Genomic DNA, 19,214 nt, shown 5'->3' on the forward strand with positions numbered 1-19,214 from the left:
GTGGCGTTGTATTTGAATTTTCAATTCCCATACAAATGCTTTGCGTCTTTCTTGAAGGCGTAGTGCGAACCCGTGTCGTCTTGGCGGACCACTGATGCTTTCGCAGGGAGGAAAGATGTTGAATCGAATGAGAGTTTTCGGGCGTCTTGAGGGTGTAGCTGCACTCCATCGGCAACTCTTGGAGACACGGCGGTTGATGAAGTCCGCCATGCTCCTTGGCTGTGCCTCTTTCTGTATGTCAGGTGTGTTTGCACAAGGGTCCAATGACACCAGCCTTCCCAGCATTCCTGATTTTTTTCAGCAAAAGGGACTGCCTCGCGCGCAGGGCGTGGAAGCCCAGTCCGCCAATGAATTGATCAATACCTTCACAGGAAAGCTCCAGTACCACTTCACTGACTTGCTCCTTCCTGGAAATGGCGGAATGGATCTGGCCATTCGGAGAAGCTACAACAGCATTGACGATCCTCTGGCGACGCCCGCCAGCTGGGCAAGCTATGAGTACAGCCCGATCGGATTGGGCTGGACCATGCACATGGGAAGGGTGATCCGGGGGGCCAACAAAGCCATCTGCTCTGCATCCTGGGCCTCGGCCTCGGCCAATCCCGTGCTGGAGTTGCCTGACGGGAGTCGGCAGATTCTGTATGAGTACTATGAGGCCGGGGCCAGTACGCCCACCTGGCTTACCAAGGACTTCTGGCGTGCCAAGTGCCACAGCGGATTCTTGCATGTGCAATCTCCCGATGGCACCACGTACGAAATGACGGCGATGGGGCATTCTTTCGGTGAGCCGGGCAGTCTGCAGCGAACGTTCTATGCGGGGCGGATCGTTGATCGCAATGGCAACTGGTTCAACCTGAGCTACAGCTTTTTGCCGATTGGCGTCTATGCACTGAGCCAGATCACCACGAGCGATGGACGCTCCGTCTCGTTTGCATACAGCGGATCGACCTTGGCCAGCATCACGGACACCTTGTCCAACCGGGTATGGCAGTACACGGTGGGGGCGGGATCGGCGGGGCATGTGCAACTGAATCGCGTGCAGCGGCCCGATGGCCTTTCGTGGACGCACGCCTACCGGACAGGAACGCCCGGGACAGGTTCGATGAGTCGTATCGGGTACCCCAGCGGGGCCACCATCGACTATGTCTACAGCCATGTAGATTTCAGGGCAGGAACAACACGCAGCGGAAACAGCACCGTTGTATCCAGCAAAACCGCCAGTACCAATACGCCAGATGGCAAGTCCGGTACATGGAGCTGGACGTATGAAGTGGCAACCGACGAGCTGCCCTACACCGTCAATGGATCGCAATACACCTATACCTATGGGGTACCGCCCGATGTGCGGTCCCAGGTGAATGTGACGACCGTGACGGATCCGCTGGGCAAGGCAACGGAGCACTTCCACTTGGGCGTGCATTCCGTGCGGGTGGTCCCGACGGACGTAGGCCTGTTGATGGGCAGCGTCAGCGAGTCGGAAAACACGCTTTTCGGCTACACATCCGTGCCGATCTCCGAGCAGCAGGACGTGGTGGCCAACTATTTCTCGAATAGCTACTTCTATCCGGCCGCAGCGATCGCCAGTGACCAGTACCGGTTCCGGCCAGGTGAGACTTTTGTGGTTGCGAAGTCTGGCTATGACGAGTGGGGAAATCCTTCCTTCATCGATGAAACCGGAACGAACAATGACCGGACCTACACCCGGCAGACCGAGCTGACCCACAACGTCAATACAAGCAAGTGGTTGCTGCGCCAGGTGAGCAATGCGTTGGTGACGGTAGGGGCTCAAACCCATGCCACCACGCGGCAGTTCGATATCAACGGCAATCTGCAGTCGCAAACGGTTGCCGGCGTACCAACCTCCTTCACTTATCACGGCACAGGGGACGTACACACCATCACCAATGCCAAGGGGCAGGTGACAACGTACAACAGCTACCTGCGAGGCATTCCCCGCAGCGAGTCGCAGCCAGAAGGCGTGGCTATTTCACGAAACGTCGATGCTGCGGGCAATGTCACATCGATCACCAACGGGCGCGGCAAAACGACAACGTACACCTACGATGGCCTGAATCGTCCGACGGCCATCGCAAAGCCTTTCGGCAGCCCCGTCTCGATCACCTGGGGCGCGACGACCCGTCAGGTGCAGCGAGGGGGAATGACGGACAAAGCCACGTTTGACGGGCTGGGTCGCCAGTTGCGCCGCGAGGTCAGTGCGGCAGGGGAGACGCCCATCTGGGTCGACTTCAGCTATGACATGCTGGGGCGGCGCCTCTACCAGTCCTATCCAAACAGCGCCAAAGGCACGGGGTTTCGCTACGACACACTGGGGCGGGTGGTACAGACTCTGCACGGCAATCCCGTGGGCACCAACTCCGCCAATGTCATAGAGGAGACCGTCTACGACAACCTGCAGGTGCTTCGCTACGACACCACGAACCGGGCAACGCTCGTGTGGTTCCGTGCTTTTGGCAATCCGCAGGAGCAGCACGCCGTGCGCTCGCTTGCCGGGGAAATATCCGCTCAGGGCATGTATGTGGACTACGACGTGACCATGACCCGTGATCTGCTGGGACAGATCAGGACGGCGACGATGGGAGACAAGGCGCGAACCTACGGCTACGACAGTCGCTACTACCTGGTTTCGCGCGCTGATCCTGAAACTGGCACGACGGTGTTCGGACGCGATGCGCTGGGCAATTTGACCAGCAAGAGCATAGGCACCCAGCCGGCAACAACCTATGCCTACGATGGCCGCAACCGCCTGACAGGCATCACATACCCGAGTTCTGAGCAGCCGGGCGTTCCCAATGCTTCCGGTGTCACGCGCACCTACAACGGCAACGACCTTGTGACAGGCATCAGCAGTGGCGGTGTCGTGCGCGGATTCGACTACGACGACGGAGACAATCTGATTGCGGAAGAGCTGGCGATGGGTGGCGCCACCCAGCAGGTCTCCTACACCTACAACTCCAGCGAAGCACTGGCCAGCATTACCTATCCCTCGGGGCACCAAGTGCAGTACAGCCCGGATGCGTTTGGCAGGGCCCGTGCCGTGCTGCCCTATGTGAACCAGGTTCGCTACCATCCCAATGGCATGCCCAGTGAGCTTCACTATGCCAATGGCGTTGTGTCCACCATGGGCGTCAATGATCGCCAGTGGCCTGCCGGCCTCAAGATGACGCGCGCCGGAAGCAGTTTCATTGACAGCACCTATGCGTATGACCCGGTAGGCAACCTCACCGGCATCAACGATTCGGCGGACTCCGCATATTCGCGCTACTTCGAGTACGACAAGCTCAACCGACTCACACTGGACAACGACGTAGGCGGTTACCGGGAGTATTTCTACGATGGGGTTGGAAACATCACCCATGTGGCCCAACCGGGATTGCTGCGTACCTACTCCTATGCCGCAACCTCGGGGCTGCTCACAGGTGTTTCAGGCGGCGGTCTAAGCCGTGCATACCAGTACGACTCTGCCGGCAACGTCAAGGACGATGGAGTCTGGACGTTTGGCCATGACCGGGCCAACAACCTGCGCTGCCTCGCCTGCACGGCCGCAGTGCCCACTGCGCACACCTACGACGGGGGCAACATGCGCGTGCAGACAAGCGATGCCGCTGGAACGACGCAGTACCTGCATGGCCAGCAAGGCCTGTTGCTGCAGACGCTGGTACCTGGCGTGGAGCGCAAGGAATACATCTATCTGGGTCGTCGCCAAGTGGCGCAGCGACGTGTGGTGGACTGAAGGCACAGGAGGAGAAACGCCATGACATCAACGCATATCCATTCATCGCGCGGTAGCCGGCCTGTCAACTGGTTGTCCCGGCTGGGGCTGCTGCTGGCCTTGAGCCCTGTGGCCACTCTGGCAGCCGCGCCGCAAGATGGCACAGAGCCGCATAGCCGGCCGATGTCGGAGCAAAAGCTCGAGGCTGCGCCCCTGCTGCAGGCCATCAAACCGCAGGCGGCCAAGTCCGTGTCCCGTACGCTGTCTGGTCGTGGTTGCCAAGTGGACGCAGCTGCGCAATCGCCCGGGCCGCGACCGAGTATGGCGCCCAACGAAAAAGCAAGCGCCCATGGTAGCCAAGGCTGTGCCCCCGTGAGAAAGGGGCCGGCTTCCACCTTTGAGGCCCAACCCTCTGCCACTCCGCATGGCCGATCAGGTGGATTCGACCATGGCGGCCTGCAGCAATTGGCCCTCCTGGAGAGAGCGGCATCGGCGCGCGTTCCACCGACGGCCATGGCCATCGCATCCGGTGAGTATGGACGCGCAAACATGCTTGTTCCGAACTTGCCAACGGCTGCCACCGGTGGGGAAGTTCTTGTTCGTGCGCAAGCTGCAGGCGAGCCGGTCGGCATACCGACACTGTCGCAAGGGGGGCTGGTACTGCTGGCCACCTTGGTAGGCGCGGCCAGCATGCGCATGTCGCGCAAGCGCGGTTGATCGGAGTGGAGCCGGGGCCTGGGCGATCGATTCCCAAGGCGCTGCTCCCGTAGCAATCACGACTTCTTTTGGCCGGCATCGGTAAATGCTGCGCTATCCACCGTTGCTGCACAGGTGCGGCGGTTGTATCGACCGCAGTGCTGTGCCGCGCCACCTAGGCTATTCGGAGGCAATATGTACTCAAACGATAAACAGGGGCTGTGGCACGCATGGCTCAGCGTGACGCTGATGGCGCTGTCGCAATGGCCTGGCGCGCTTCGGTCCAGAACCCGGGGCCTTTGGCTTCAGGTCGCGCTGCCGCTGATGCTCGGCTGTGCTCTGTTGGTGGCGGCAAGTGCCGCCAGTGCGGCCACCGAAACGGTCACCTACATCCATACCGATGTCAGCGGCAGCCCGCTGGCGGCCACGGACAGCAATGGCGCTGTGGTCTGGAAGGAAAGTTACCGGGCCTATGGCGAACGCTGGCTGCAGCAGTCCGGTACTGGCCAACAGACGCAGTGGTTCCATGGCAAGGAACAGGATGCGGCCACGGGCCTGCAGTACTTCGGCGCCCGCTACTACGACCCTGCGGTAGGGCGTTTCCTGGGGGTGGACCCCATAGATTTCCAGGAAGGAAATCTGCACAGCTTCAACCGGTTCACCTACGGAAACAACAATCCGGTCAAATACAAGGATCCTGACGGGGGGTATGCTGAGGCGGCCTTTGAGGCCCTGAGCCTGGCCATAGGCATCGACAGCTTTCGCAAGAATTTTGGTGCAGGTAACTATGGTGCGGCGGCTGTAGATGGTCTGGGGGTCGCGGCTGATGCTGTCTTGGCTGCCATACCTATGGCTCCTGGTGTGGCTGGGCTGGGTATCAAAGCCTATAGAGGGGCGGGAGACGCTGTTGCAGGTGTAAGTGGCGTCTGGCAGTCGTCGAAATTTGACGCCGCAAAAATGGAGCATATCTTCTCGGCGGATCATGTGAGAAGCGGGATTATGGAGTTAGGTCAGTCCAAAGATGTAATTTTAGGTCAAGCTCGTGATGCATTATTGGCAGCTAACAATTCCGGTAATCTACGTGAGGGGATGAATACGGTTTTTACAAAAATGAATGGCCATGATGCAACTGTTAGGGCATTTTTTAAGGATGGGGAGATGCAGTCAATGAATTTATTTAAAGGCACTTCGGAACGGGCGGGTCAATATGTCATTGACTTGCGATGAGCTGCGCAAAGCAATTTCCTCTCGCGATGGCCAGGAGATTGTTAGAGTTCTTGAACCAAGAGTAATCGCAGGAGAGACCACTGAAGCAGAAAGCCTCTTGTGTGGAATAGTGCTACTTATGCCTCCTATAGCGGATTATGCTGCAGCAGCCAGAATTTTTGCGAAAGTCATAAAGGGAAGTCGCCGTCTGGAAGCAGCGGTATGGGATGCGTATCGTTTCGCAGTGCTCATGCCGGTTGGTTCTCAGTCTTTTGAGGAAGTTTTGAAAGAGAATAAGAATTCTGCCATTGCTGCTCATATGCGGAGTATGGTGGCGGCTGCGAATTCCGATTTGTCTCTGGCTTTAGAGGAAAGCAGACTATCACGCTCTCTGAGAGTTTTTCCATTCAACGCGATTTACGGATTGAAAAATGATTTTGACTTGGTTATTGATGAAAAGATCGATCTGTGGAGAAGTATCAATGATTTGGTTGTGAGTAAATCGGCTGAACTTGATGCTGCTCCGTTAACAGTTGAGGGGGTCTTGCAAAGTTATTGGGAAAATTTAATTATTGGAACGAGAGTTACTAGTTATTTGTGGGATGATTATTGCAAAATGTTTAATAATTATTATTAGTTGCATTACTAGTCGAATTATATCTTGCTTAATTAAAAAGGCTTCGATGTTTAGTGGTTGGGGCCTATTTTTGCTGTGAACTAAATCAGTTGAGGTGAACAATGACTTCAGCTGCTATTCAAGTGCTAGTATGGGCGGTTCTGAAATGGAAATTCTGAGATTTATCAATCGTGTAATGCAGAACGGACGTTTGGACGGTAATTTCTCAGTTTGGGATAAGAGAGATTGGATTCCTTGGGGGACATTCTGCAGTCGATAGGCTATGGATTTTTCATGACTTTTTGATGGCCCAGTATTCTATAAGAAACCGAGCTTTGTTTCTTGACGCTTCAGACTGTCAATAATGAACATGGGATGCAAACGTGCTTGTTTCGAACTCTCCGGCGGCTGCTACAGACGGGGAAGTTATTATTCGTGTGCATGTTGTGAGCAAGTGATTCGGCATACTGTCGTGAGGAGGGCTCCAAAATGCATTTGGCAATAGATGTCACGTACTCCGCAACTAAACTTCCTTAAAGACGGGGATTGCATGTCGACGTTGATGATATTTATAGATTGGGCGCGCGCCATATAAAAATCAGAAAACAAAAGAAATGAGGGGGATAAAACTGACGGAAAGTGCAACCACTGAAAATCCGTCCGCGCGCCTTGATATAGATATGGAAAAAACAGTCTCGAGAATTACCTGCTGGGAAACAGGGGACTATGATGCAGAGGTTATTGATTTTGATACTGAGCAAACAATTTATTCAAGTCATGGAACTCTGCAGGTAGATGAATCTATGAGCGATCAATTTCTGCAGTTTTTTGAAGTGATAGGTCTTGAGCTCGAATAGTCGGTAGCCTTTTGTTGCCGCAAAATTAACTACTTGAGAACTGGAGTGACCTTTGAGTGAGAGCATAAGTTGCCCGCGAAGAACTCGGAATCCGAATTGCTGAATGTATTCATCGAAGGAAAACAGTTTTCCGTATGTGGTTTGTGAAGGGTCATTATTTTTCTAAGAGGGGTTCGGACTGCCTATTGAGAAATGAAATCATAGGAATAATCTGTGCATATTGTGTTTGCTACTAACGGATTCGCTGACTTATCGTTGCGAAATTACGATCCAGTGGAGGATGATGTTCGTTCAATATTGCAAGATATTTGTCAGGCTATCGATGGCGTGGCTGAGTTCAATGTCGGTGGTTTTAGCCAAGAACGCTGGCCAGTGGACATTAAGACAGATCTCCCAGTGTTTCTTGAGCAGCTTCCGCAGGCTATCAATGCAACCCTCATTGGTAATGCAATGGAAATCTCTTTCTATGAGCAAGGGGTTGAGGGAACTATAGAGTTTGAACCTTTGGGTAGGGGATATAGAGCGACATGCCTTAGTTGGGCAAAATGGCAGCCACAGCCTGCGATTGAGTATGTTTTCAGTGATGGCCTGAGAAACATGCTTCTGAGAATACAGGATGAATTCTTGATGGTGGTTGAGGAAGTTGAGCCTGCTTTGATGAGATGCGATTGGGTTAAAAGGTGGTTGAGTGGAGCGCGATAACTTTTTCTATCATCTGAAGCATAGATTTCCCCACCAATATATTCTCAAAATTTCAGGCAAAGAAATAGAGCGCCATCGGCAATCCCCAAGAGATGACAGGGAACACCGACAGCGCGACCACTGAAATCAGAACAGCTTCACCAGCGCTGGAACGCTCAGCACGGCCGTGTAGTAGCCCATGAACTGCACGCCGGTGTTGAAGCCGAAGCCGCGTGACAGCAGGCCGCCGAGCAGGCCCATGGTCAGGATCACGAGCAGGCCCAGCAACTGGCCTTCCCAGACGCTGATGACGATGATCAGGCCCACGAAGGTGGCGATGATGGCCTCGTGGCTGACCCGGCGCGAGACGAATAGCGCCGCGCTGCGCGCGAAGTTCATGGCGAAGGGGTAGGACACGAGGGCCGCCAGCAGCACGGCCAGCATGCCGTATCCCAGGAACTCCCAGTGGCTGAGCAGGTTGTGCAGGTTGTTCACCTGGCCCGTGGCGGCATCGACGGTGAAGCGCGGCGGCGCGTTGAACAGCGGCGCGGCGGGGCCGGCGGCCACGGGGCTCAGCGGCAGGCCGAAGGCGATCAGCGGGATCAGCGCCTCGGCGATGTAGGTGGCCTCGGTCACGCCGTTGCGCGCGCTCAGCACCGTGGTCAGGCGGTGGTAGGCATGCTTGATGCGCGAGCCCACCAGCTCGCCCAGCACCACGGTCATGGCCACGGGGCTGAAGACGAAGGTGGCGCTGGAGATGGTGGCCGTGGCCAGGGTCCAGCGCGTCTGTACGCGGTCCAGCACCTTGAGCGGGTTGGGGAAGTAGCCCGACCAGCCCTTCACGTCGGGCGCCAGGTTGAACTGGCGCACCTTGTCGCGCAGCATGCGCTGGCGGCCGGCCGGCGAGATCACGGTGAACAGGTCGGCGATCAGCGGCCCGATGGCAATGCCCAGGAAGTAGCTGATGCTGAGCTTGACCTCGTATTTGGCGGTGAGGCTTTGCAGCGCAATGATGACGACCACGAACGGAATCAGCAGCATCACCGAGGCCCAGCGCCCCGCCGAGAAGTAGGCGATGAGGAGGGCGGCGGCCAGGAAGATCCAGGGCGCCGTCTTGGTGATCATGCTGCCGAAGGGCGCCAGCATCACCGCGAACAGCACGGCCAGCGGCACGGCGACAAAGGCCGCGACGATGCCGCCCGAGACCATCTTGCGCAGCGCGATATGGGGCACGCCCAGCTTGCGCAGCATGTTGGCGTCCTGCAGCAGCGGCGTGGCCAGCGTGTCGCCGGGAATGCCCAGCAGCGCCGTGGGCACGGCATGCGTCATGTGCTTGGCCACGGCGCCGGCCAGGAAGAAGGTGAACACGCCGGCGGGCGGCACGCCCAGCAGCACCACCAGCAGGGTGAGCGGGGCCAGCGTGGTGGTCTCGTCCGTGCCGGAGACCAGGCCGATGGCGGCGAACACCACGGCGCCTATCAGTCCCATGGCGGCCGCGACGGCGATGTCATTGGTCAGCAGGGTTTCCATCTCATGCCCTCCCGGCCTTGTCGGCGAACAGCTCGTAGAGCCTGAGCTCCTTGAGTTCCTGCACCACGGCGGGCGGCAGGTCCTGCACCGTGCCCAGGCCTCCGGGCTGGCGCGCCAGTTCCTCCAGCACTTCGCGGCGCCATTCGGGGTCGTTCGAGGTGTCCAGCTCGGTCACTTCCCGCTTGGGCGGAAAGGCGCGTGCGCAGATCACGCCGGCGATCACGCAGCCGGCCAGGCCCGCGAGCATGGCGTAGGCGTGGGCCAGCTGGCGCGACTCGACCACCGTGGCCAGCCAGCGGCTGGCCAGGTAGAAGCCCAGCACGCTGATGCCGGTGCCGATGGCAATCGCCCAGGCCAGGTGGCGCAGGTCCACGGTGTCGCCCCAGACCTCGGCCAGCCGCCAGTCGGCGGGATCCTTGCTTGTCATGTGTGTCTCCTTGGGTTTTTGTTTGTGTGGCCGCGCGCTGGTCAGGCCCTGGCGCGCAGCGCGGCCAGCACTTCCAGTGCGCGGTCGGTGCGCACGTCGTGCTCGGCGGCCAGCTGGCGCGCCACGGCATCGACCTCGTCGCCCGTGGCGCCGGCCACCAGGGCGATGTTGCGGGCGTGCAGGGCCATGTGGCCGCGCTGAATGCCTTCGGTGGCCAGGGCGCGCAGGGCGCCCAGGTTCTGCGCCAGGCCCACGGCGGCGGCGATCTCGCCCAGCTGCTGGGCGGACTGCAGGTCCATGATCTTCAGCGCCAGGCGTGCCAGCGGATGGGTCTTGGTGGCGCCGCCGACCAGGCCCACGGGCATGGGCAACTCGATGCTGCCGACCAGGGCGCCGCTGCTGTCCTTTTCCCAGCGCGTGAGCGAGGTGTAGCTGCCGCTGCGGCTGGCATAGGCATGGGCGCCGGCCTCGACTGCGCGCCAGTCGTTGCCCGTGGCCACGATGACGGGGTCGATGCCGTTCATGATTCCCTTGTTGTGCGTGGCCGCGCGGTAGGGGTCGATGGCCGCGAAGGTATAGGCGTCCAGCACGCCTTCGATGATCTCCTCGCCGCTGCGCTCCTGCGTGGCCAGGGTCTGCGGCGTGAGCCGCACGCGGGCGCGGGCCAGCCGCAGGTCGGCCAGGTTGGACAGGATGCGCAGCCGCACGCTGCCGCCCGTGATCTGCTCGACCAGGGGCGCCACCGATTCGGCCATGGTGTTGACGGTGTTGGCGCCCATGGCGTCGCGCACGTCCACGATCAGGTGGACCACCAGCATGGGGCCGCGCGGCGTGTCGGGGAAGACGTGGACCTCGATGTCCTTGCAGCCGCCGCCCAGGCCGATCAGCACCTTGTCGCGGCTGTTGGCGCGCTCGATGATCTGCGCACGCGCCTGCAGCACGGCCAGGCGTGCGCCGTGCGGATCGGTCACGCCCAGCACCTGGACCTGGGCGCGCATCAGCGGCAGCGTGCTGGAGGTCTGAAAGCCCCCGTCCTCGCGCGCCAGCTTGGCCATGTACGAGGCGGCGGCCACCACCGAGGGCTCCTCCACCGCCATGGGCACCAGCACGTCGCGGCCGTTGACGCGGAAGTTGCCCGCCACGCCCAGCGGCAGCTCGAAGCTGCCGAACACGTTCTCGATCATGCCGTCGGCCAGCGCCAGGGGCAGGGCGCCGGGGGCGGCGAGCAGGGCGCGCTCGGCATCGGACAGGCCGCAGGCATCGGCCAGGAAATCCCGGCGCTGGGCCGGTGTGAGGGCACGGAAATTGGGCAGGCGCGAATCGGCAACCATGGAAGACATCTCCTCGAATCAAAACTCTGGTCGCCGGACTGTAGGAAAACTGTACCGCTTTCAAAAGGTACAGTTTCGGGGAACAGTACCATCGCACTGCAACATGAACGGAGGGCGCATGGCAGACACCAGAGGGCGCTCGGCCCCCATTGCCGAGAAGCTGGCCGACCTGATCGGCCAGCAGATCGCCGACGGCGTGTACCGCCCTGGCGACAAGCTGCCCTCGCTGCGCGAGCTGGCGCAACTGCACCGCTATGCCAAGAACACCGTGGTCTCGGCCTTCGATCTGCTGGTCTCGCGCGGCATCGTCGAGCCGCGCCGGGGCTCGGGCTTTTACGTGCTGGGCACGGGGCGCGGTGCCCAGCGCACCGATGAGGACGCGGGCCAGCTGGGTCGGGCCATGGACATCGTCTGGCTGATGCGCGAGCAGCTCAAGACCCAGCCCGACTGCGTGGGCGTGGGCGACGGCTTTCCGCCCGTGGAATGGCTGGCCGACATGCGGCTGGACCGCTACCACCAGAAGGTGGTGCGCACGGGGCTGGGATCGCTGTTCCGCTACGGCAGCCGCTACGGCTATGCGCCGCTGCGCGACAGCCTGGTGCGCAAGCTGGGTGACTTCGGCCTGCAGGCCACGCCGGGCCAGCTGGTGCTGACCCATGGCGCCAACGAGGCCATGGACCTGGTCATCCGCTACTTCGTGCCGCCGGGGGCCACCGTGCTCGTGGACGAGCCCGGCTACTACCCGCTGTTCGGCAAGCTCAGGCTGGCCGGCGCCCATGTGGTCGGCGTGCCGCGCCTGGCCGACGGGCCCGACGTGGCCGCGCTCGAATCACTGCTGGCCCAGCACCGGCCGCGCCTGTTCTTCACGCAGTCGCTGGCCCACAATCCCACGGGCTCGGACATCTCGGCCGCCAAGGCCTACAAGGTGCTGCAGCTGGCCGAGCGCCACAACCTGCTCATCGTCGAGGACGATCCGCTGGCCGACTTCAAGCCCACCTCGGCCGTGCGCCTGTCCACGCTGGACCAGCTGGAGCGCACCATCTACATCGGCAGCTTCTCCAAGTCCTTCTCGGCCGCGCTGCGCGTGGGCTTCATCGCCTGCAACGATGCGCTGGCCAGCGACCTGGCCGACCTCAAGGCGCTGATCCACGTCAGCGGCTCCGAGTACTGCGAGCGCATGGTGGACGTGATGCTGCGCGAGGGCCACTACGAGCGCCACCTAGTGCGCCTGCGCCACAAGCTGGGCCAGGCCACGGCCCAGGCGCTGGGCTGGCTCGATGCCCACGGCTGCGAAGTCTTTGCGCGCAGCCCGCAAAGCCTGTACCTGTGGGTGGCCTTCCCCGGTGTGCAGGACTCGCTGCGGCTGGCCGAGCAACTGGTGCCGCGCAAGCTCAGCATGGCGCCGGGCCGTGTCTTCCACGTCGATCCCTCGGCCGTCTCGCGCTGGTCGCGCTGCAACGTCAGCGCCATGCTGGATCCGAGGTTCCAGGCCGCGATGGGGCAGGTGCTGGCTCAACCCGCCTGAGCCAGCCCCCGGGCCTGCGCACGCAGCAGCGCGATGAAGCGCTGCTGCTCCTGCGTGGGCGCGTCGTCGGTGCGGGTGAGGATGCCGAAGGGCGCCATGGGCACGTCGATGCAGACCGGCAGCGCCCTGACCAGGCCCATGCGCAGATAGTCCTTGAGCGCGGATTCGGACAGCAGCATCACGGCGTCGGTCAGTTGCACCAGTTGCTGCATGGAGTACACCGAGCTGCATTCGATGATGTCGGCGGGCGCGGGCAGCTCCAGGCGCTGCAGCAGCTGGTCGAGCGCGATGCGCGCGGGGCTGGTGGCCGGCTGCAGTATCCAGGGCCAGTCGCCGACAAGCTCTTGCCAGCCCAGCTTGCGCCGGCGTGTCAGCGGATGGCCGCTGCGCACGACGACCAGCAGCCGCTCGTTGCCCAGTTCCTCGAAGCTGTAGCTGCTGCTGTGGGCCGCAGGGCTGCGCCGCGCAATGGCCATGTCGATGCGCCGCTGGTCCAGCAGGCGCAGCACCTGGTCGCTGGTGTCGCCCATGATGCGCAGGCGCAGCTGCGGGCTTTGCGCCTTCATGCGCGCCACGGCCGTCATCACCAGGTCGGGTGCGGCGCCCATGATGGTGCCGATGGACAGGTAGCCGTAGCCGCCCTGGCGGCGCGCGGCCAGGTCTTCGGCGCAGCGGTCCAGGCTGTTGAGCGAAGCCTCGGCAAAGCGCACCAGCTGCGCGCCCAGCGCCGTGGGCCGCATGCCGCGCGGCAGGCGCTCGAAGAGCTGGCAGCCGAACATGTCCTCGATCTCGCGCAGCATGCGCGTGGCCGCAGGCTGGGACATGGCCAGGCTCAGCGATGCGCGGTGCAGGTTCAGGCTCGATCCCAGCGCCACCAGCATGTGCAGGTGCTTGTAGCGCAGACGGTTGAGCAGGCTGCGGTGCAGCACGGGCGGAGCGGATTCGGGCGTGTTCGCAGGCATAAGCGCAAGGTATCGGATGTGACCGAAATTCGATTTGTTGAGCATCGATCATGCGCCGTACATTGGCCCTGCGACAAGAAAAAACAGACCCAATCCAGGAGACAAGACATGCACAGCCCATCGCCTGTTTCATGACGCGCTGATGCGACCGGCACCCAAGCCGCAGCCGCCTCTCGCCTTCCGAAAAAGCACGCCTTCAGCGCCCCCATTTTTGCGGGCGTGATGGCTCTCCATCGCCTTCAGGACCGTCATGAAAAAACTCCCCGCTCCCCTGCTCGCCAGGATCTCCTGGCGCCTGCTGCCCTTTCTTCTGCTCATGTACATCATGGCCTTCCTGGACCGGGCCAACGTGGGCTTTGCCAAGGTGGCCTTCCAGGCCGATACCGGCATCAGCGATGCGGCCTTCGCCTTTGGCGCGGGCGTGTTCTTCGCGGGCTATGCGCTGCTGGAAGTGCCCAGCAACCTGATCATGCACCGCGTGGGCGCACGCATGTGGATGTGCCGGATTATGGTCACCTGGGGCCTGGTGTCGGCGGCCATGATGTTCGCCCACGACCAGACCACGTTCTACGTGCTGCGCTTTTTGCTGGGCGTGGCCGAGGCGGGGTTCTTCCCCGGCGTCATCCTGTACCTGACCTACTGGTTCCCGGCAGCGCACCGCGCGCAGGCCATGGGCTTTTTCTACTTCGGCGCGCCGCTGGCCTTCATCTTCGGCAGCCCGCTGTCGGGCCTGCTGCTGGAGCTGGACGGCATGGGCGGCTGGCACGGCTGGCAGTGGCTGTTCGCGGTGGAGGGGCTGATGGCCGTGGCCGTGGGCATCTGGGCATATTTCCACCTGGACAACCGCCCCGCCGACGCCACCTGGCTCAGCCGCGAGGACAAGGCGCTGCTGCAGGACATTCTCGACAGCGAAGAGCGCGCCAAGGGCAGCCACGGCCACAGCCTGCTGGCCGCGCTGTGCCAGCCGCGCGTGCTCTACCTGGCGCTGATCTACCTGCTGATCCAGGCCAGCGTCTATGGCGTGGTGTTCTACCTGCCCAGCCAGGTGGCGGGCCTGCTGGGCACCAAGGTCGGCCTGCTGGTGGGCGTGGTCTCGGCTATTCCCTGGCTGTGCGCACTGCTGGCCGCCTGGTGGATTCCGGGCCATGCCGAGCGAACAGGCCAGCCGCGCGGCATCGCCAGCCTGACGCTGGTGATGGCTGCCGTGGGCATGGCTGCATCGGTGAGTTTCTCCAGCCCCCTGCTGGGTGTGGCCGCGCTGTGCCTGGCGGCGGCCGGCTTCATCGCCGTGCAGCCCGTGTTCTGGACCTTTCCCGCTAACACGCTGGCCGGCGCTGCGGCCGCTGGCGGCATCGCCTTCATCAACTCCCTCGGCGCCGTGGGCGGCTTCATCGCCCCCATCGTCAAGAACTGGGCCGAGGGCTTCTTCCACTCCCCGGCGGCCGGCCTGTACCTGCTGGCCGGCACCACGCTGCTGGCTGCGGCCCTGGTGCTGGGCGTGCGCGCACGCCTGGCGCCGGCCTTGGCCGCACCGTCGGCCGCCTGAACCACTTGCACACGGAGCAGAACCATCCCATGACACAGATCCCCACCATCAAGCAGGTGCGCGCCTTCACGCTCAAGGGCGGCGGCGCCGACTACCACGACCAGTCCGACGGCCACTGGATCGACGACCACATCGCCACGCCCATGGCCAAGTACCCCGAGTACCGGCAAAGCCGCCGCAGCTTCGGCATCAACGTGCTGGGCACGCTGGTGGTGGAGATCGAGGACAGCGCCGGACGCGTGGGCTTTGCCGTGACCACGGGCGGCGAGCCTGCGGCCTACATCGTCGAGAAGCACCTGGCGCGCTTTCTCGAAGGCGCCCGGGTCACCGACATCGAGCGCATCTGGGACCAGATGTACCTGTCCACGCTGTACTACGGCCGCAAGGGCATCGTCATCAACACCATCTCCGGCGTGGACCTGGCGCTGTGGGACCTGCTGGGCAAGGTGCGCGGCGAGCCCGTGCACCAGCTGCTGGGTGGCGCCGTGCGCGACGAGCTGCAGTTCTACGCCACGGGCGCGCGGCCCGACCTGGCGCAGAAGATGGGCTTCATCGGCGGCAAGATGCCGCTGCACCACGGCCCGGCCGAAGGGGAGGAGGGCCTGCGCCGCAACCTGCAGGAGCTGGCCACCATGCGCGAGCGCGTGGGCCCGGACTTCTGGCTCATGCTGGACTGCTGGATGAGCCTGGATGTGAACTACGCCACGCGCCTGGCCCAGGGTGCGCAGGCCCATGGCCTCAAGTGGATCGAGGAGGCCCTGCCGCCCGACGACTACTGGGGCTACGCGGCCCTGCGCAGGAACGTGCCCACCGGCATGCTGGTGACCACGGGAGAGCACGAGGCCACGCGCTGGGGCTTTCGCCAGCTGCTGGAGATGGGCTGCTGCGACATCATCCAGCCCGACGTGGGCTGGTGCGGCGGCATCACCGAGCTGCTCAAGATCTCGGCCCTGGCCGATGCCCACCAGGCCCTGGTCATTCCGCATGGCTCCAGCGTCTACAGCTACCACTTCGTGGCCACGCGCCACAACAGCCCGTTTGCCGAGTTCCTGATGATGGCCCCCAAGGCCGACGAGGTCGTGCCCATGTTCCATCCGCAACTGCTGGGCGAGCCCGTGCCCGTCAACGGCCGCATGCGCCTGTCGGCGCTGGACAGGCCTGGCTTCGGCGTGGAGCTCAATCCCGAGTGCGCCTTGCACCGCCCGTACACGCACTGAAGGAGCCCGCCATGCAACTGCCTGCCAACCCCTTCAAGGCCGCGCTGCGGAGCGCCGAGCCGCTGTACGGCATCTGGGCCGGCTTTGCCACGCCCTACGCGGCCGAGATCATCGCCACCGCGGGCTACGACTGGATGCTGGTCGATGGCGAGCATGCCCCCAACACCGTGCCCACGCTGCTGGGCCAGCTGCAGGCCGTGGCGCCCTACGCCACGCACCCGGTGGTGCGTGCCGTGCAGGGTGACACCGTGCTCATCAAGCAGTTGCTGGACGTGGGCGTGCAGACGCTGATGGTGCCCATGGTGGAGACGGCCGAACAGGCGCGCGAGCTGGTGCGCGCCATGCGCTACCCGCCCCACGGCGTGCGCGGCGTGGGCGGCGGCCTGACGCGGGCCACGCGCTGGGATGCCGTGCCCGACTACATCCGCACGGCGCATGAACAGCTGTGCCTGATCGTGCAGATCGAGTCGCCCCGGGGCGTGGCCCATGCGGCCGAGATTGCGGCCGTCGATGGCGTGGACGCCGTCTTCATCGGTCCCGCCGACCTGTCCACGGGCATGGGCCATGCGGGCGACGCCAGCCAGGGCGAGGTGCAGGAGGCCATACTCCGCACCGTCGAGGCCACGCTGGCTGCCGGCAAGGCCTGCGGCATCCTCGCGCCGCGCGAGGAAGATGCGCGCCGCTATGCGGATTGGGGCTGCCGCTTCATCGCCGTGGGCATAGACATCAGCCTGCTGCGCCAGGCCGCGCTGGCCAACCTGGGGCGCTATCGCGCCACCCAAGCCACGGACCAGGCGGCCCCTGAATCCCGCACCTACTGAACCCAAGGAGAACTCCATGGCATCCCTTCCCGTGCTGCGCAATTTCATCGCCGGCAGCTTCACCGACAGCGCCGAACTGCATGAGGTGACCAACCCCGCCACGGGCGCGGTGCTGGCGCGCTCGCCCCTGTCCAGCCAGGCCGATGTGGACCGCGCCATCGCCGCTGCGCGCGGCGCCCACAAAGCCTGGGCGCGCCGCCCGGCCGTGGAGCGCGCGCAGTACCTGCGCCGCGTGGCGGCCCGCATCCGCGACAACGCCGCGCGCATTGCGCGCACCATCACCGAGGAGCAGGGCAAGGTCCTGGGCCTGGCCGAGGTGGAGGTGAACTTCACCGCCGACTATCTGGACTACATGGCCGAATGGGCGCGCCGCATCGAGGGCGAGGTCATCACCAGCGACCGGGCCAACGAGCAGATCTTTTTGCTGCGCAAGCCACTGGGCGTGGTCGCGGGCATCCTGCCCTGGAACTTCCCCTTCTTCCTGATCGCCCGCAAGATGGCGCCGGCCCTGCTCACGGGCAACACCATCGTCATCAAGCCCAGCGAGGAAACGCCCATCAACTGCCATGCCTTCACCGAGCTGCTGGCCCAGTGCGAGCTGCCGGCCGGCGTGTTCAACGTGGTCTATGGCCAAGGCAGCACGGGCGCTGCGCTGGCCGGGCATGCGGGCGTGGACATGGTCAGCTTCACGGGCAGCGTGGCCACGGGCGAGCGCATCGCCGCAGCCGCCGCGCCCCACATCACCAAGCTCAACCTGGAGCTGGGCGGCAAGGCCCCGGCCATCGTGCTGGCCGATGCCGACCTGGACCTGGCCGTGCGCGCCATCCGCGACTCGCGCATCATCAACACCGGGCAGGTCTGCAACTGCGCCGAACGCGTCTACGTGCAGCGCCAGGTGGCCGAGGAGTTCACGGCCCGCATTGCCCAGGCAATGGCCGCCACGCGCTATGGCGACCCGATTGCGCGGCCCGACGTGGAAATGGGCCCGCTGATCAACCAAAAGGGCCTGGACAGCGTGCAGGCCAAGGTGCGCCAGGCCATCGCCGACGGCGCGCAACTGGTCACGGGCGGGCAGGCCGCAGACCTGGGCGCGGGCTTTCACTTCCAGCCCACGGTGCTGGCCGGCTGCCATGCCAGCATGGAGATCATGCGCAAGGAAATCTTCGGCCCCGTGCTGCCCATCCAGGTGGTGGAGGACCTGGACGAGGCCATCGCCCTGGCCAACGACTGCGAATACGGGCTGACCTCGTCGCTTTACACGCGCGACCTGTCCAAGGCCATGCAGGCCATGCGCGAGATCGACTTCGGCGAGACCTACATCAACCGCGAGAACTTCGAGGCCATGCAGGGCTTCCACGCGGGCGTGCGCAAGTCGGGCGTGGGCGGGGCCGACGGCAAGCACGGCCTGTACGAGTACACGCACACGCATGTGGTGTATCTGCAGGGGTGATTGACCTCCTGGACCTTGGCTTCAGGGCGCTGCCGGTTTCTTGCGATTGCGCGGCGCCTTGGGCGGCGGGCTGCTGGCCTCCAGCTCCCGCGCCCGCGTACGGATGCGGGCAAAGGCGCTGGCCATGGCCTGCAGCTCGGGCTCGGGCACGGCGTCCATGAGCTCGCGGTTGATGGCCTGCACCTGCGGGAACAGCTCGGCATGCAGGGCGCGGCCCGTGTCGCTCAGGCGCAGCAGTGCGCGGCGCGCATCGCCCACCTGGCTTTCTTTCCACAACAGCCCCTTGGCCAGCAGAGCCGTGACCGCGCGCGAGGTGCGCGTGCGGTCCAGCTGCGCCTGCTCGGCCAGCTGCGAGGGCTGCAGCTGCCCGGCCTCGGCCAGCAGGCAGAGCATGCGCCACTCGCGCCGTGTGATGCCGTAGCGGCCCTCGCACAGGCGCACCACGCGGCTGCCAGCGGCCGCCTGCAGCCGCGCCAGGTGGTAGAGGAACATGTCGTCGAGCACGGCGGGGTGGCGCCAGCGGTGGAGGTCGGTCATGGGCTCGCGGGCCGGTTTCGGGTTTACGCTAGGGATGATGGATTAGATGCATTGTCTGCGGCCTGCGTACATTGGCCGCAAG

The 19,214-nt window shown here is 63.1% G+C and carries 15 protein-coding genes; 10 read left to right on the top strand and 5 right to left on the bottom strand.

The annotated features are described in order from the left end of the window. The first annotated feature begins 196 nt into the window (after positions 1-196). The 5 genes from DELCS14_RS29415 to DELCS14_RS30345 all read left to right on the top strand — a co-directional run bounded on the left by DELCS14_RS29415 (position 197) and on the right by DELCS14_RS30345 (position 7,807). A complete protein-coding gene (locus DELCS14_RS29415) occupies positions 197-3,751 on the top strand; it encodes an RHS repeat protein (protein WP_013800156.1) in 3,555 nt (1,184 codons plus the stop codon). Positions 3,752-4,621: 870 nt separating this feature from the next. Continuing rightward, on the top strand, positions 4,622-5,653 hold the full coding sequence (locus DELCS14_RS29420) for an RHS repeat-associated core domain-containing protein (RefSeq protein ID WP_013800158.1): 1,032 nt from the start codon (positions 4,622-4,624) through the stop codon (positions 5,651-5,653). Next, entirely contained in the window at positions 5,634-6,269 is a 636-nt protein-coding gene (locus DELCS14_RS30335; protein ID WP_013800159.1) for a hypothetical protein, read from the top strand. The genes DELCS14_RS29420 and DELCS14_RS30335 overlap by 20 nt, the downstream gene beginning before the upstream one ends. Positions 6,270-6,928: 659 nt before the next feature. Next, a complete protein-coding gene (locus tag DELCS14_RS30340) occupies positions 6,929-7,105 on the top strand; it encodes a hypothetical protein (protein WP_157158228.1) in 177 nt (58 codons plus the stop codon). A 213-nt stretch (positions 7,106-7,318) separates the two neighbouring features. Beyond that, a complete protein-coding gene (locus DELCS14_RS30345; protein ID WP_013800160.1) occupies positions 7,319-7,807 on the top strand; it encodes a hypothetical protein in 489 nt (162 codons plus the stop codon). Positions 7,808-7,933: 126 nt separating this feature from the next. Here the strand turns inward: DELCS14_RS30345 and DELCS14_RS01420 are convergent, their stop codons facing one another. The 3 genes from DELCS14_RS01420 to DELCS14_RS01430 are packed head-to-tail and all read right to left on the bottom strand — an operon-like array spanning position 7,934 to position 11,074. Next, the gene (locus DELCS14_RS01420; protein ID WP_013800161.1) at positions 7,934-9,316 is read right to left on the bottom strand and encodes a tripartite tricarboxylate transporter permease; all 1,383 of its coding nucleotides are present in this window, start codon (positions 9,314-9,316) and stop codon (positions 7,934-7,936) included. Position 9,317: 1 nt separating this feature from the next. Beyond that, a complete protein-coding gene (locus DELCS14_RS01425; RefSeq protein ID WP_013800162.1) occupies positions 9,318-9,743 on the bottom strand; it encodes a hypothetical protein in 426 nt (141 codons plus the stop codon). A gap of 41 nt (positions 9,744-9,784) precedes the next feature. Continuing rightward, positions 9,785-11,074: a hydroxymethylglutaryl-CoA reductase, degradative gene (locus tag DELCS14_RS01430; RefSeq protein WP_013800163.1), complete on the bottom strand. Its 1,290-nt coding sequence runs from the start codon at positions 11,072-11,074 to the stop codon at positions 9,785-9,787. 118 nt (positions 11,075-11,192) lie between these two features. Here DELCS14_RS01430 and DELCS14_RS01435 point away from each other — a divergent pair, with 118 nt between their 5' ends. After that, a complete protein-coding gene (locus tag DELCS14_RS01435) occupies positions 11,193-12,599 on the top strand; it encodes a PLP-dependent aminotransferase family protein (RefSeq protein ID WP_013800164.1) in 1,407 nt (468 codons plus the stop codon). Here DELCS14_RS01435 and DELCS14_RS01440 read toward each other — a convergent pair. Further along, complete coding sequence (locus tag DELCS14_RS01440) at positions 12,587-13,561, bottom strand: LysR family transcriptional regulator (RefSeq protein WP_013800165.1); 975 nt, start codon at positions 13,559-13,561, stop codon at positions 12,587-12,589. The two genes, DELCS14_RS01435 and DELCS14_RS01440, sit on opposite strands and share 13 nt — an antisense overlap. Positions 13,562-13,811: 250 nt before the next feature. On the opposite strand from DELCS14_RS01440, the gene DELCS14_RS01445 reads away from it, so the two are divergent. Genes DELCS14_RS01445 through aldA form a run of 4 tightly spaced genes read left to right on the top strand, consistent with a single transcriptional unit; the run spans position 13,812 to position 18,595 of the window. After that, entirely contained in the window at positions 13,812-15,107 is a 1,296-nt protein-coding gene (locus DELCS14_RS01445) for an MFS transporter (RefSeq protein WP_013800166.1), read from the top strand. Positions 15,108-15,136: 29 nt separating this feature from the next. Then, entirely contained in the window at positions 15,137-16,324 is a 1,188-nt protein-coding gene (gene rhmD / locus DELCS14_RS01450) for an L-rhamnonate dehydratase (RefSeq protein ID WP_013800167.1), read from the top strand. 11 nt (positions 16,325-16,335) lie between these two features. Then, on the top strand, positions 16,336-17,145 hold the full coding sequence (locus DELCS14_RS01455; protein ID WP_013800168.1) for an HpcH/HpaI aldolase/citrate lyase family protein: 810 nt from the start codon (positions 16,336-16,338) through the stop codon (positions 17,143-17,145). Positions 17,146-17,161: 16 nt separating this feature from the next. Further along, positions 17,162-18,595 carry an aldehyde dehydrogenase gene (gene aldA / locus DELCS14_RS01460; protein WP_013800169.1) on the top strand — a complete coding sequence of 478 codons (1,434 nt, stop codon included), beginning with the start codon at positions 17,162-17,164 and terminating at the stop codon, positions 18,593-18,595. Between the two features lie 21 nt (positions 18,596-18,616). Here the strand turns inward: aldA and DELCS14_RS01465 are convergent, their stop codons facing one another. Then, entirely contained in the window at positions 18,617-19,132 is a 516-nt protein-coding gene (locus DELCS14_RS01465) for a MarR family transcriptional regulator (protein WP_013800170.1), read from the bottom strand. Positions 19,133-19,214: the final 82 nt, after the last annotated feature.

It is taken from the genome of Delftia sp. Cs1-4 (genome assembly GCF_000214395.1).
Lineage (GTDB): Bacteria > Pseudomonadota > Gammaproteobacteria > Burkholderiales > Burkholderiaceae_C > Comamonas > Comamonas acidovorans.